This is a genomic window from Polynucleobacter difficilis, from assembly GCF_003065365.1.
In the GTDB taxonomy this organism is placed as follows: Bacteria; Pseudomonadota; Gammaproteobacteria; order Burkholderiales; family Burkholderiaceae; genus Polynucleobacter; species Polynucleobacter difficilis.
In genome coordinates, this window is the sequence record NZ_CP023276.1 from 1,540,815 (window position 1) to 1,555,564 (window position 14,750).

A 14,750-nucleotide genomic window follows, 5' to 3' on the forward strand; every position below is an offset into this window, starting at 1 on the left:
AGAAAGGAAAAAACCCACTGCAATGAGTGGGTTTTTGCTAATACTAGGCTCTATAAAGAGCTAAATCGCCTTTATTTCCACTTGTTGTCTTGATTCATGTCTTTCAAAATAACAACGGTGAATATCACCACTAGCAAAATTGCAATCACAGTTCCGAAACCCATCGTACGCTCCTTATGTTGTCCACTTAGCCTTAAATGCAGTGCTAAGCGGTATTTGTGGCCAGATTAAACCTGCTTTTTATCAGCGGCAACATGACCACAATCGCTGCCAGTAATAAGACTATTTCGATAATATACACAACAATGTAGCCGCCTGCAGCCCCGGCAAATGGGCTTGCGAGGTCCCGAATCACTCCGCCCAAGGCAATTGCGGTCCCAGCAGCGGTCGCTTGCACCGCGCCCCAGGCACCTAGGGCTAAGCCACTTTGCTTTTTGGGGGCTAGGCGCATGGTGGCGGTAAGCGTTCCATGCCCAAACAAACCACTGCCAAAGCCAATCAATAGGATGCCAAGTGCAAATAGGGTGGGCGAGCCCAAGGGGGCAGCCAAAATCACCGCTAGAAATGCGGGTAGACCAACAAACGCACCATTCATTGCCATCCGAAATGCATCGTAGCCCTTGCCTAGAACATGCGATGCCAAACCAAAGCCCAATAGCCCACCAATCGCTAGGGTTGCAGTCAGCGAGGTGGTTGCACCTACGCTCATATTCAGTATTTCACCGCCGTAGGGCTCGAGCAAAATATCTTCCATCGTGAATGCCATGGTCCCCAGACCCACTGCAAGCAAACGCCGAATCGCATGATTGCCTTTGCAAAAGATACTCCACGACTCTGAAAAACTAACGTTTACTTCGCGCGCCGCCACCTTAGCTCGATCACGGCACTCTTGTTTCCATAGCGCTACTACGTTGAGCACCATGATCACAATAGCGGCACCTTGAATCACCTGAATCAAGCGCCCCGGACTGTACTCGGATAAAAGTTCACCAAAAATCAGCGCGCTGGCAATCATGCCAACGAGCATCATCACGTACATTAATCCAACCACTTTGGGTTGCGATTCCTCTTTGACGAGATCGTTAGCCAAAGCCAAGCCAACGGTTTGCGTAATGTGTACGCCAGCGCCGACGAGCAGAAAAGCGACTGCAGCGCCCAATTGCCCAATCCAGGCTGGAGCATTACTAGACTGCCCTGCTCCAGACAAAACCAGGAGCGCAAACGGCATGATCGATAGCCCACCAAATTGCAACATCGTGCCCATCCACATGTAGGGCACTCGGCGCCAACCCAGATGGGATCGATGGGTATCGGATCGGTAGCCAATCAGCGCACGAAAAGGCGCAAACAGCAAAGGCAAGGAGATCATGATGGCGACAAGCGATGCTGGAACTTTTAGCTCAACAATCATCACGCGGTTGAGGGTTCCAACCAGTAAAACCAACATAATTCCAACCGAGACCTGAAACAAAGACAATCGCAATAAGCGCGAGAGTGGGAGATCATCGGTCGCCACATCGGCGAACGGCAAGAAGCGGGGTCCGAAGTGAACCCACGTATCAATTAATTTTTGACTAATGCGTTTCATAGCGCAGAACTCACTGTGTCCTGCTTTAATTTAAATGGCTGTAAAAAAGGGTCGTGCAACATGCTGCCAGACCCTTTTTCACAGACCAGTCACTACTTTTTCGCCACAGGTGCCGCGGGTGCGGCTGCTGGAGCACCAGCTTGAACGCTGGCATTACCATTCAAAAATGCTTTGACCCAAGTTGTATTGTTCAAAATCATTGTGTGAACGGCAAATGAACCTACAGCTACTGCCCCGATGATAAGAGGAAGACCAACCGTTGGTTTTACTACGCACCACATTTTTCCGTAGATCATGTCATCTCCTTATTTCAGCCAAGGTGAATAGATGTAGGCCAGTAAATGGGCAAATGCTGCAATCATGCCAAAAAACTGTGTGCCTTGAATCAGGCTTCGATGCAACTCCTGAGACTCGTCTTCGGTTAGGCCAGTAGGCCAAACCTTGTTTGCGTCTGACATAGTGATATCTCCTTGCTCGACTTCAATACCCGTGCCAATCCTGCACGTCGGATTTATTTATGGGTACCCATAAATACATCCGACTAAGTAAATTAAAATTTACATAGACGAATGTCACAATATATTTACAAAATAAGCAAAAAAAGTCAATTTATTTATAGGGTTATTGTTTAAATTATTAATAATCAGTGACTTACAGAATATAAGTCGATGCAGTGCAGCAAGATCCGAGACCTATTTTGGCTGCTCTTCCCGTTGTTGCCGTTCTTCTTTTTCTAGTTTTCGAAAGGCATAAATCAAGTACAACTTCACCAGTAGCATGGCCGCAATGGCAATGCCAATTAGGTAGGCAATAAAGCGATAGAAATTAAAGTCGTCCATTGCAAATGTGTTGTTTCATCAGTACGTATCGTATGACCAGTATTACGGCGCCAAATCAAATACCAATACCTCGGCATTCACACCATGCTCGAATAGAAGCATGCCCTCACCCTCCACCATCAATGCATCTCCCGCTTGTAGCTGCTGACCTTGCACCATCAGCCCTCCTGTGACCAGATGAACATATGCTTTGCGTGCAGGATCTAACTGCAGCTTAGCGGTTTCGGCGCCATCAAACAAGCCTGCATGGATTTTTGCATCGGCGTTGATACGGACTGAATCATGCTCGCCATCATGCGATGCAATTAAACGTAAAGTACCTCGCTTAGTGGCAGGTGAAATGGTCTTTTGCTCATACCCCGGTTCGACCCCTTTCTTGAGAGGCTCAATCCAGATTTGTAAAAAGTGGGTTTCTTGATTTTGGGCATGATTAAACTCACTGTGCTCAACACCGGTACCTGCGCTCATGCGTTGCACATCCCCCGGTGGAATGCTTTCGACATTGCCCATGCTGTCCTCATGCGCTAATGCACCTGAAAGGACATAACTCACAATCTCCATATCGCGGTGACCGTGCTTACCAAAACCGCGGCCAGCAGCAATCCGATCCTCATTGATAACGCGTAAATTACCCCACCCCATAAATTGCGGGTCGTAATAGCTGGCAAAGGAGAATGAATGAAAGCTTTTAAGCCAGCCATGGTTAGCGTAGCCGCGGTCGCTGGATTTTCGAAGCAGGATCATGATCTATTAATAGTAAAAGGAAACGGATATTGAGCGAAAGCTTAGCTTACAGCCATTCCAGACCCAGGCTCAAACCGGCCAATCACAGCAGCACGTGAGAAGCCGTCTGCCCGCAAGATTGCTAAAACCTCAGCTTCTAGTTCAGGGGCGCATGAGATCAATAAGCCGCCACTGGTCTGTGGATCCGTTAAGAGATGCTGCTGCCATATGCCCGGCTGGTTGGATAAAGTGACTTCATTCCCATAGGCCGCCCAATTGCGGGTAGAGGCGCCGGTATAGATATCGCCTTGCGCCAGCGTCATCGCTTCATCGACGATTGGAACCGCACTCCAGTTCAACGCAGCTCGCAAGCCAGCGCCGCGAGCCAATTCCAGTAGGTGCCCAGCTAAGCCAAAGCCAGTGACATCGGTCATTGCATGAACCCCATCGAGGCGTGACAATGCCAGTCCTGGCTTATTTAATTGTGTTGTTAAGGCAATCATTTCGCGATAGCCCGCATCCGATAAGCGCTCTTTTTTGAGTGCGGCAGACAAAATACCAACCCCTAGGGGTTTACTCAAAATAATGCTATCGCCCACTCGGGCCCCGTTGTTTCGTTTTAGATGCTTAGGATCAACAAGGCCAATGACAACCAAACCATAGATGGGCTCAACCGAATCAATTGAGTGTCCACCCGCAATCACTATTCCGGCGTCAGCACATACTGACTCACCGCCAGCGGTAATTTTCTGGATGACATCGAGCGGTAATACATTGATTGGCATGCCCAGCAGGGCCAAAGCAAACAGCGGCTGTGCGCCCATCGCATAAATATCCGAGATGGCATTGGTTGCTGCAATCCGCCCAAACTCATAGGGGTCATCGACGATCGGCATGAAAAAATCAGTGGTCGCCACAATCGCTTGGTTCGGATTGATTTGGTAGACCGCTGCATCTTCATTATTCTCATTGCCGGCAAGCAAAGCGGCTGGTAGCGCGCGCAAAGGGGATGCCTTCAGAATGCTGCTTAAGACGCCGGGCGCAATTTTGCAGCCGCAGCCGCCGCCATGCGAGAGGGATGTTAGACGACCGTTATAGTACATACATGGGTAATTTCGAAAAGAAAGGACTTATTTTATGCGGTATCACCCGATAGCCCTAATCTTCAGAAAGAACCTAGCTTGCCGATGGCCACAAAATATAGATAAAAATACCCAACTGCAGCACATTGATCACCACGCTCAGTCCATGTAAAAGGCCAAAATGCTTCTTATCTTTGTTGTCTGACGCTTTATTGATCGCAGGGGTAAGAATGAATTGCGCTATCGCAAAAAGAATAGCGCATAGAAATGTGAGCGTACTAATCAGCGCATCACTTGCCAACAAGGAGGCAGCAATGCAAGTAAAGCATAAAAAAGCGTAGTACTTTGGAAAGAAACTACGCACATACTTACTGGACCATTCGGCTGGTAGCACCTTAAACACGGTGGGCGCTACTGCAATCGTAAAGAACACCATGATGCCGACCATGGCTGCAACAATGTAGAGGCTAATTAAGTTGGTTGACATAGCTGCTTTTCATTAACGGGTTAAAAAGATAAAAAATGGTATCGCAAAAAAGGCTGGCTCTAGGCATTAGTCTGGCTTTTTCAAGTCAATTTGCGCCGTCATCTTGCCGGCAAAAATCATATCCAATTGCACGCCGTCATTTCCTTGTACCACCTGAATGCCTTCTTTCTCAGACGGAGCCGTTTTTTCCACGGTCAGCATATTGCTAGGCCAGTCCACGCGTATTTTTGCTGCCATGGGCAAGTAGCCATCTAAGTAGCGGCGCATCAGAGGGCCAGCATTTAAGCGATATTGACCTGCTCCTACCTGATCCAAGGCTTTGGATTGCAAATCAATGCAAATCGATGCGCCACGCTCAACGTCGGTCAAAACCACTTGATTATTTTTTACTTCCGCTGAAGCCATCTTATCAATGCTTTTGACTGCAATCGCTTGAATACGGCCGGGATTAAAGACAATCACCACCTTACGGATGGGGTCGAGTTGGTAGTGGCATGTTGCAATCTGCACACTACCACTCTCCAAGCTGGCCGCAGTAATCTTGACTCGCGATTCATAGGAATAAGCATTCGGGTCAGGGCGTTCTTTTAAATATTTAATCTGGCCTTCCGTCGCAATATCCGAAAACTCCAACGCAAATACGGACGCACTACAGAACAGCAGAGTGACTAAAGATAGACTTTTAAACATATTAAAAATGATTGTCGATCACCATTTCTGATTTAGGAATGAATCCGGGCTTAGGCCATGCTGCCTGAGTTCCTTTGCCAATGACGAGCATTGCGGCAACTGCATAGTCTTTGGGCAGATGAATGAGCTCAGCAACCTTCTTAAAATCAAAACCGACCATTGGGCATGAGTCGTATCCCATCGCCTTTGCTGCCAACATCATGGTTTGCAATAGGATGCCGGCAGAGCGCATGGCCTCATCGCGTTGCAACTGCTCATTACCCGAATAAAACGGATTAATCCATGGTACCAAGATGTCTTGCGCTGCCTTCGGCGCATTCACCCAATAGCGTGCAGGATCTTTATCCCATGCTTTGATATCAACCGTTACTACGAATAGGAGTGAACCATCGGTAACCTGCGCTTGATCATGGGCTGCTGCGCGCAACTGCACTCGCAATGCTTTGTCTTTCACATTGACTAAGCGCCAGTGCTGAATATTGAAAGATGATGGCGCTTGCATCGCCAGATCAATTAAGGCGTCAGTTTCAGCGGGACTAATCTGGTGCGCAGCATCAAAGTGCTTTACTGCTCTACGCTGGCGAATGGCATCTAGTGTGTTCATACGGCTCCTATTAATTTTCTGGTAACAGCCTACTGTAATAGAAATTACGAAAATAGGACGGCTTCCTCAGGAAATCCCAGGAAAATCAGCGAAGACCGGTTTTGAGGCGTCTGAACAGGCAGATTCAGTAGAATAGCCACTCATGAAAAATACAGGCCATCTTCTATTTTTACTTGCTTTGAGCGTGCTCTTTCGCCCTGCCTTGGCGATTGACCTGCAGCCAGGTGACATTGTCGCCCCGCCACCCAATGTTACCGTGGCAACCCTATCGTACGTCAACAGCCAAAACAACGACTTATTCCAAAATGGCGTCAACACTGGCGCGGATCCCAAGCTCGAAAGCAATTCGGTGTTTTTACGGTTGACGCACACCTACTCGATTGGCTCACTGCCTGCAGTTAGCTTCGTGCAAACCGGAACTGGCGCCCTCTCAACCGATGGATCACTGTCGGCCTTTCCGGGCAGCAAGGGCATGACAGACTCCAGTATCGTGACAGCGATTTGGCCTTACTCTAATCATGCCACTAGAACATACCTTGGGCTTGCGGCTTACCTGTTTTTACCTACCGGCGAATACTCTAATGCCAAAGCCTTCAATTTAGGTAGCAATCGTTATGCACAAGCATTGCAAATGGGCTACCAGCGCCCCGTCACTAAGAATATAGACGCTGCAGTTGCCGTTGATTCCACCTGGTTTGGCGCCAATAGCGCCTGTGCCGCAGCTTGTTTATCTAATCAAAATCTGCAGCTGACACAAAAGCCCCTCTATACCGCCCAAGCCGGACCGATTTACAAGATCAATCAAACCTATACGGTAGGGGCAACTTACGTCTATGTCACTGGTGGTGAAACCGCATGGAATGGAGTTGAGCGAAACAATACCCTCGTTACCCAGCGCTATTTTCTCAGTGGCGTAGCCCACACGCGGGTAGGTCGATTTACCGTGCAATACGGCAACGACATCACCACCATGAATGGCTTTATGGAAAGCAACCGTTTTATAGTGCGTTATGCCAAGGCATTTTAGATGTCCATGCTACGTACTTATACTTTCCTTATTGCGACAATTCAAGTTGCTGTTTGTGAATTATTCCGTTAAGTGGATCACAAAGCACTGAGTCCTCATGAGGTTTAATTGAGACAACATCTATTTAAAATTGCTGCATTAATTACATCGTTACAGCTAATGGCTGGACTTGCTGTTGCATCGGAAGATGAAAACAAGTTTTCATCGCGCTTTGAAAACGTCTCGGAACAATATGCTCGAGATCGCATTTTAGAGTTTTGGGGCTACCATGACTCACAAGGGAGTGATGTCTATAAAAATACCATTCGGCTACGCTATTACCAGCCCCTGAACATTAATCGTTTTAGTGGCACCTTGCGTCTGGATACGTCGTATGTGCGGGAATACGGTGCTGGTATACCCATCACCTCATCCGATCGCTACAGTGAAAGCAACACGATGCTCACCTTCTGGGGAAACCATCCCAACTTCTTACCAAGATGGGGCGCAAATTTAGGCGCTCGGGTCATTTTTCCTTTTGGCAATAACGGCCAGTGGGCAGCTGGACCCCAAGTTGGTGCTAGCTTTAGGCCTAAGGGGAATAACCCCCTGGAGATTACAGACTTCTCGCCCCTAGCGCGCTATATATATGGCTTTGATACGAAAAGCAATTCGTTTCAAGTGAACCCCAATCAACCATCATTGATACGCAATCTCCAGCTCTATCCCACCGTTGGATTTCGATTAAGTGCTAATACACAACTGCGACTGTGGGATGAAAATGGCGCAGTCTATAACTCTGCCGGCGGGGGCTGGTTTGTCCCGATTGATGCGATGATGACACACCGGGTTAACAAACATTTTCTATTTGCTGTCGGCGCAAGTAAGCAGATTATCCAATCGTATCTTCAATACGATTGGTCTGTTTATAGTAAGGTGTCATTCAATTTTTAACCACGTACTACCTACTTAATAAAACCTTACCAAGCCTGTTTCTTACCATCCACCCAGGTTTGTTTAACCTTTATATCCCGAATATCTGCAGCAGGGGTCGTGCGCGGATTTTTTTCTAGCACGACAAAGTCAGCTTGCTTGCCTACCTCGAGACTGCCTACCTTATCGTCAGCAAAAATTTGGTAAGCCGCATCAATGGTGATGGCACGAATGGCGTCATCGACACTAATGACTTGATCCGGGCCCAATACTTTTTTGGGCGGTAACTGCCATACGCGGGTAACTGCTTCGGTTATGTAATTGAGAGGACCCACATTCGAAACTGGAGTATCGCTGTGCAATGTGAATTTTCCACCTAAACGCTTAATTTCAGCAGCGGGATCAATGCGCTTAGCACGGTCTGAGCCAATAATATGATTATCGAATGCCGACCCCCAATAATGCACATGGCCAATCGTAAAGCTGGGTACTACCCCCAGTTGCACGGCCTTCTTGGCCTGAGATGGATTATTTACGGTGAAATGCTCAATCCGCAAACGGCGATCTTGGGGCTTAGAATTGCCCGCGAGTAATTTAGAGTAGCTGTTCAGCGCCTGATCAATTGCCTTGTCCCCATTGGAGTGCGTTGAAATCTGCCAGCCCTGATCAAAGTAGGACTTCATCGAGGCTTGTATATCGGCATCTTTGTAATTGAGGGACCCACTCCACTTTGTGCCCTTGGGATAGCTATATGGCTCATTTAGTGCAGCAGTTAAGCCCTGAGTAGAGCCATCTGCCACGTATTTGATTCCAATAAAACGCAGCATGTCATCGCCATCATTGGGCTTAATCGTTTTATATCCAGGGGGCATGGCTTGGCTGAATAAATAACCACGCACGCGTATAGGAGAGGCATTCTTCGCAAAGATTGCCCTATAGATTGCAATTTCTTTATCCACACCGAAATTGCCGCCGACACTCATTTCTGAGGCTGTTGTTACTCCCGTCGCTGCAAAACGTTTCATTGTTTGCTGGACAGCGCCAAATAATTGCGCTTCGCTTGGAACTGGCATTTTGGCCATAAATGGTAAGTAAGAAGGTGGCTCAACCAATTTACCAGTCAGCTTGCCTTGTGCATCTTTTACATAGATGCCGCCACCAGGAGGATTGGGTGTTTTATTGGTAACGCCCGCAAGCTCAATTGCTTTGTTATTCACGTAACCGATGTGACCCGATTGATTGACGATAAAAATAGGAACGTCTTTGGAAACCTTATCTAAATCATCTGCCGTGAGTTCTGCCATAAATGGGCTAGTACGGGATGGATCAACGCCGAAGCCGAAAAGCCAACCCCCAGGAGGAATGGTTTTGAGGTGCGCCTTCATTTTTGCAATGAGGGTCTCCTTGGTATCGTAGGGCAAGGTAAAGTTACTGAGATTTAATCCTAGACCCTCAAATACTGCGGTGATCATGATGTGAACGTGGGGCTCTACAAACCCAGGCATCAAGGTTTGACCCTTGAGATCAATGACCTGAGTTGTCTTGGATTGCCAGTCTTTGGTAATCGCATCCTTTGTGCCAAGCGCAACAATTTTTCCGCCCTGCACAGCAATCGCTTGCACCTCTTCATTCTTCGCATTCACAGTAACAACCGGGCCACCATAAAAAATCGTATCGGCATTGCCTTTAGCAAGAGCAAATCCACATTGAGCGATTAGGGCGAGTACAAGGAATTTAGAAGTGAATTTCATTATTACCTTTTAGGAAGAAACCATAGACAACTTAGAATACCAAAAAGAACCATTCTAGAAAAGAATAGCTTGGGAGGCTTAATAAGCTATCCTAATCAACCTTAACTGGGTAATTGGGCTGCCTCTGCACAATTATTGGTTGCGGGCTTACCAGCCAAGCGATCTTTAATCCACTCGCGATACAAAGGTCCAGCGGTTCCAGGCGTTGTAAAGTGGCTTTGCGCTCCTGGCAACTGAACACGATTTACATTCGCGCCAGTCTGGCACTTTTGTACTTGATAGAGCTTGCCTTGAATAGGTGGCTGGGTAGTATCTTTGGTGCCCCAATAAATGACTACCGGCGCTACTGGATTCACAGGCGCTACGGAACTCTGAATAAATGCTTGAATCCAAGCTAGGGTATTGGTTGGTTTTGGTTTAAGTAGCTTGGTAAATTCTTTGCCGTATGCAAAAACAATCGTATCCGCTGCAGCATGTACGCATTTATTTGAATAAATTGCTTGAATAACTTTTGCGCCTTCATCTGTCAATATGTCCGTCAACTTGAGGTTGGAGTATGCAGACTGGGTGCCATACAAAGCCATCGAGAAATGCGCAAAGCTCAAAATGTCGGTTGAGAACGAGCTCTGCAATTGGCCCAAAATCTTATCGGCAGTAGCTTGGTCAATCTTGCCTTTAGGCAAACTTGCTGCCATATCGTAGGGAGCTAAGGCCACAAATCCTACAAAACCAATTCCGTCCGCAGCCGTTCCGGCCTGAGAAATATAGTCAGGCAGACTTGCAGCAGCTAAAACCGAGCCCCCGCCTTGAGACCATCCATAGGCAACCGCCTTTTTTCCAGCTCCTGTCTCCTGCATGGAACTAGCAGCACGCACAGAATTAATCAGATCGCGCGACTGTGTCGCTGCAACTGCATATTGGTGAATGCCGCCGCCACCCTGCCCTTGGTAGTCGGTTGCAACTACGACGTGCCCATCTTTAATAAACTCTTCCACGCTAGGAATGCCGTAATCGGTCCACGAATTTCCACCAACCAGGAAGTATTCATTAAGCGGTACTGCTGGGTTCAAAATTTGAGAAGGACCGCAATTTTGGGCAGCTCCTGTTGTGCCATGAGACCAAGCCATGATTGATCTACCCTCTTTCGGTGCAGGGCCCACTGGCGCAACGACTAATCCAGTTGAAATGGTTTTCTTACCCATGACATCCGATGAAATATAGGCTATTCTCCTGGCCTGCGCACCTTTCACGGAAGTCGCAATTTGCTCTTTAGCAATAACTTGCCCCAACTTACCCTCTGGTGCCATCTTCATGACTGAGGCATAAAAAGGTTGCATGGGCGGATTGGCGTGGGATGCTGAAAAACCAAAAAGGATGCTAAGGGTTAAGGTGACGAGTAGTTTATGCATACCAATATCCAAAAAATGTCAGGGTCGTTTTTGAGATCAAAAAAGTTGTTTATTTCAGAATAACTACAGTCGCCGTTGCCCGAGCGCCCCAACCCGATGGGCCGCCAGGAGTATTGCTGACGTAATACATTGGGCCCGCTCCAAACGAAAATGGTACGCCGCCAATCACCATTAATTTAGAGGCTCCAGCGTACAGCGGATTGGAGGTGCGGCGGGTATCGTAGTTATAAAGCGCTTCCATATTGACGGTATAAGTCAACGCCTCTTTCGTAGTGTAGGCAACAAAGGGTTGGCCGTATAAATTGTTTTGCGTACCAAAGGCGGCGTTACCGCCTGCATTCCACGACTGGTAGCCAAGCAAGCCATAAGTCCAAGGACCTGCGCGATTGAGAACAACACCAGTTACACCTAAACCAGTTTGCTGCGACCCAAACTTACCGCTATTACCGGATGGGGATTGTGCATAGGGACCAATACCCCAGATCCAAGAAGAATTAGTGTTTGGCGCATAAAAGGATTCGATGGTGACGTTCGCAATACCGTAACCAGAATAAGGTTGTCCCGTTGCGCCTTGAATATTCACCTCCCTAGCGCCCGCAATAATCGGACGCACGATGAAAGTATCTCCACCACCTAAATTAAACGGCATTACCGGCTGAAATAGCAATGTTTGCTCTGAGCCGCCCTGGGTTGCCCCTACGCCCCGACTGAACTCATACTGCAATGGCACTGAAATCATGTTAGCTATCGGGTTTGCTAATTTTTTTGCAATGCCCACCTTGTCAATATCGCCACCAGCTGCCGATGCGGTAGCGGTCTTTGCCTCTTGTGCGAATGCGGCACTGGTGGAGAGTAGGGCTACCAATACGGTAGCCTTAATGGTGTTAAAGGTGTTCATAAATGAAATGGAAGCGAGAATTAGAATTTAAAGGTGATGGCGACTTGGGGTCCAAGCATGGTGGTCTTTTGCAATACACCACCGTCTTTCATATCGTAATAAAGAGCGCGGTACGTTAGAGAAGCATCCACCACCTTATTAAATGTCTTCCCAATGCCGGCCATGGCCTGCCAGGTTAGATTGGTGGTGCCACCGCCACTGCCAATATCACCATAAAACGGGATATACCAGCTGGAATCGGCAATCCGGTAGCGGCCCTTGGCGCCAATAATCGGATCAACCGTGGAGGTCTTTTTAGAGATGGTTTCTTTGTCGGGTGTGCCCACTAAATTTCCGCTGAGTGTAGCCGTGATATCGATTGCACGAACGCCTAGCAATGCATCAACGTAGGCATCTTTTGTATTAGTAAGTGTGTACGTAAACGCACCCGTTAAGATAGTTTGCTGAAGAGTAACCTTATCTGCGACTGTGGCTGCGCCCTGGGGAGTCATGACCGGAATCGATCCCGAGTTTTGTAAGGTGGCAGAGATAAGGTCTCCCATGATTCCCCAATTACCTTTATGTGCCTCAGCAGCAATCATGCCGCCGGACTTTAGGTCGCTGAGAACATTACTAGATGACATCTCGGCAGACTTAGCCAGGCCATTATTCAGATTGACGGTGCCTCGAATGCCGGTACCCCATAAATAGGGCGTGACCTCAAAACGCCATTCATCTGAAACCTTAGGTATCGGTGAGGCATCAGCACTACCCTGGGCTAAGGTCAATGGGGTTACAAGCGCGATTGGAAGAACACAGAGGATTTTTGTAACTAGTTTCATGGTCTATAGATCTAATTAATAGGTGGGGGTTTTTGGCTTACGATAGGGGCTAGGCAATGTTATCAATTCTATATAGATTCTATAGGGTTATTTTTCCGAACTTGTATTTATCTAAACTGCACACTCAATATCTTAGGCATCCTCAGAGAATTGCTGAAACTATGGACGAACATACAGATCTTTACCATGCTTAATGGTCTTCACAATCTGAATATCCTTAATTTCCTCTGGTTTAACTTTTAATGGATTGCGCTCGAGCAGAACTAGATCAGCCAGTTTTCCGGCCGTAATGCTGCCCTTGGTTGCCTCTTCTTTGTACTGATAAGCAGCTACCGCAGTAAATCCACGCAGGGCAAGATACGGGTCAATTCGCTGATCAGGCCCCAAGGTGGCGCTCGCGTAAGTCTTGCGGTTTACCGCAGTCCAAATCGTAAATAATGCACTTGGGCCCGACGATGGGGTGTCGTTGTGAATGCCGAACTGCATCCCTTTTGCCTTGGCTGAATTGAGTGGCACCATGTTTTTCGCTCTGTCTTCCCCTAGAATCTTTCTATAGACGTCGCCATACATCCAAATGTGATTGGGCATAAATTGGGGAAGAATTTTATTGGCTTTATATTGATCTAATTGATCATCACGAATAAAAAAGGAATGGGCAATGGCGGTCCTACGATCCTCGGTAACGCCCGTCTCTTTAATTGCTTTTGCAATGGCAGAAAGCGTCATATCAATTCCAGCATCGCCATTGGAGTAGCCGTAATACTGGATGTTTTTTTCGTAGGCTAACTTGGCGTAACGATCAACAGTATCTTGAGTGATAACCGCCATACCGCGCCAATCCTTTGGGAGGCCGGTTGTATCGGTATAGGGCTTAGTAAAATAGGCTAAACGTAACTGGGGGGCGCCATCGGTGGATACCAAGATCCCAGCAACCTTAAATCCGCCATCGCCTTTGGTATAGATCCCAAATGGATAGCTTTTATTGCTTGCTAGTAATTGATCAACTACGTCATAGGTTGGCAAGGCAATCAGATCAAGGCTGATCAGCCTACGCTCCACAGCCTCACGCATATTCTGAATATCTTGCGTCGTGGTTTCATAACTTTGCGCAGTGGTAAATCCATTGGATGCATAAATTTCCTCAGCCTTACGGTAAGTCTCTATGGTTAAGTCCTTGGAATAGCTACCAAATACCTTCGCCGTTGCACTGATGTTTGGCTGACCAATCAATTCACCGGTGAGCTTTCCAGTTTTAGGATCAACCGGAATCATGCCTTGCTCTGCTTTAGTGGCTTTAGTAATTCCCAGCTTCTTTAGGCCTGCTGTATTTACGATCCCGGTCAAAGTAGAAATGTTATTCACAAACACGGGTTGATTTGGAAACGCTTTATCCAGCTGGGTAATCGTCAAAGGGCCGTCGGTCAGAAAAGCATCTGCATACTCTGCGCCAATAATCCAGCCATTAAATAGCTTAGCCTCGGCTTTCAAGCGATCGATGAGCTGCTTAGTTGTAGTCGGTGGATTCTTTGAAAAGTAGCCCAGATTAACGGCAAGCGTGTTCTGCGCTATCAAGGTGAAGTGCCCCCAGGCATCAATAAAGCCTGGCAACAAAGTCCGCCCTTTTAAATCATGCATCGCTGGGTTGGCGCCGGCTCCATTTAGAGCATCTCGCAAACTACCGGTAAAGGTGATCTTCTTACCCTTCACTACAACCGCTTCAACGTACTGTGGCTTGGCACCCTCCATCGTCAGGATGTCGCCATTGAAATAGATACTGGCAGTATCAGCAAATACTTGGGTGGTCAGCAAAAGGAGGCATGCGGCTAAATGCAGTTTGAGGATTTTCATGAGTAAATTAATTTTCCCTTGGTAGATCTGGGTTGCAATAGTGAAATTATGAACTTAAGCAATCAGCTACT

The 14,750-nt window shown here is 47.4% G+C and carries 16 protein-coding genes; 2 read left to right on the forward strand and 14 right to left on the reverse strand.

Going from position 1 to position 14,750, the window contains the following annotated elements; all coding sequences use genetic code 11:
* Positions 1-205: 205 nt before the first annotated feature.
* The 9 genes from AOC34_RS07880 to AOC34_RS07915 all read right to left on the reverse strand — a co-directional run bounded on the left by AOC34_RS07880 (position 206) and on the right by AOC34_RS07915 (position 6,013).
* Positions 206-1,588 carry a PucC family protein gene (locus tag AOC34_RS07880; RefSeq protein ID WP_108469548.1) on the reverse strand — a complete coding sequence of 461 codons (1,383 nt, stop codon included), beginning with the start codon at positions 1,586-1,588 and terminating at the stop codon, positions 206-208.
* Positions 1,589-1,680: 92 nt separating this feature from the next.
* A complete protein-coding gene (locus AOC34_RS07885) occupies positions 1,681-1,884 on the reverse strand; it encodes a light-harvesting protein (protein WP_108469549.1) in 204 nt (67 codons plus the stop codon).
* A 9-nt stretch (positions 1,885-1,893) separates the two neighbouring features.
* Positions 1,894-2,046 (reverse strand): light-harvesting antenna LH1, beta subunit, encoded by a 153-nt coding sequence (gene pufB, locus AOC34_RS07890; protein ID WP_108469550.1) that lies wholly within the window; start codon positions 2,044-2,046, stop codon positions 1,894-1,896.
* 234 nt (positions 2,047-2,280) lie between these two features.
* Positions 2,281-2,427: a hypothetical protein gene (locus tag AOC34_RS10260; RefSeq protein ID WP_159074841.1), complete on the reverse strand. Its 147-nt coding sequence runs from the start codon at positions 2,425-2,427 to the stop codon at positions 2,281-2,283.
* 42 nt (positions 2,428-2,469) lie between these two features.
* Complete coding sequence (locus AOC34_RS07895; RefSeq protein WP_108469551.1) at positions 2,470-3,171, reverse strand: pirin family protein; 702 nt, start codon at positions 3,169-3,171, stop codon at positions 2,470-2,472.
* Positions 3,172-3,212: 41 nt separating this feature from the next.
* Entirely contained in the window at positions 3,213-4,253 is a 1,041-nt protein-coding gene (gene selD, locus AOC34_RS07900; protein WP_108469552.1) for a selenide, water dikinase SelD, read from the reverse strand.
* Positions 4,254-4,326: 73 nt separating this feature from the next.
* Positions 4,327-4,719: a DUF4149 domain-containing protein gene (locus AOC34_RS07905; protein ID WP_108469553.1), complete on the reverse strand. Its 393-nt coding sequence runs from the start codon at positions 4,717-4,719 to the stop codon at positions 4,327-4,329.
* Positions 4,720-4,785: 66 nt separating this feature from the next.
* A complete protein-coding gene (locus tag AOC34_RS07910; RefSeq protein ID WP_108469554.1) occupies positions 4,786-5,409 on the reverse strand; it encodes a hypothetical protein in 624 nt (207 codons plus the stop codon).
* A 1-nt stretch (position 5,410) separates the two neighbouring features.
* Positions 5,411-6,013 (reverse strand): nitroreductase family protein, encoded by a 603-nt coding sequence (locus tag AOC34_RS07915; RefSeq protein WP_108469555.1) that lies wholly within the window; start codon positions 6,011-6,013, stop codon positions 5,411-5,413.
* A gap of 142 nt (positions 6,014-6,155) precedes the next feature.
* Between AOC34_RS07915 and AOC34_RS07920 the strand changes: the two genes are divergently transcribed.
* Positions 6,156-7,040 (forward strand): transporter, encoded by an 885-nt coding sequence (locus AOC34_RS07920; RefSeq protein ID WP_108469556.1) that lies wholly within the window; start codon positions 6,156-6,158, stop codon positions 7,038-7,040.
* 159 nt (positions 7,041-7,199) lie between these two features.
* Positions 7,200-7,973 carry a hypothetical protein gene (locus AOC34_RS07925; RefSeq protein ID WP_108469557.1) on the forward strand — a complete coding sequence of 258 codons (774 nt, stop codon included), beginning with the start codon at positions 7,200-7,202 and terminating at the stop codon, positions 7,971-7,973.
* A 26-nt stretch (positions 7,974-7,999) separates the two neighbouring features.
* Here AOC34_RS07925 and AOC34_RS07930 read toward each other — a convergent pair whose 3' ends face one another.
* The 5 genes from AOC34_RS07930 to AOC34_RS07950 all read right to left on the reverse strand — a co-directional run bounded on the left by AOC34_RS07930 (position 8,000) and on the right by AOC34_RS07950 (position 14,679).
* Entirely contained in the window at positions 8,000-9,703 is a 1,704-nt protein-coding gene (locus tag AOC34_RS07930; protein ID WP_108469558.1) for an amidohydrolase, read from the reverse strand.
* Positions 9,704-9,804: 101 nt separating this feature from the next.
* Positions 9,805-11,112, reverse strand: coding sequence for a lipase family protein (locus tag AOC34_RS07935; RefSeq protein ID WP_108469559.1), 1,308 nt, complete (start codon positions 11,110-11,112; stop codon positions 9,805-9,807).
* Positions 11,113-11,161: 49 nt separating this feature from the next.
* The gene (locus AOC34_RS07940; protein WP_108469560.1) at positions 11,162-12,010 is read right to left on the reverse strand and encodes a hypothetical protein; all 849 of its coding nucleotides are present in this window, start codon (positions 12,008-12,010) and stop codon (positions 11,162-11,164) included.
* 20 nt (positions 12,011-12,030) lie between these two features.
* A complete protein-coding gene (locus AOC34_RS07945; protein WP_199908283.1) occupies positions 12,031-12,831 on the reverse strand; it encodes a hypothetical protein in 801 nt (266 codons plus the stop codon).
* A gap of 159 nt (positions 12,832-12,990) precedes the next feature.
* Positions 12,991-14,679, reverse strand: a complete 1,689-nt coding sequence (locus AOC34_RS07950; RefSeq protein WP_108469561.1) for an amidohydrolase — start codon at positions 14,677-14,679, stop codon at positions 12,991-12,993.
* Positions 14,680-14,750 lie beyond the last annotated feature (71 nt).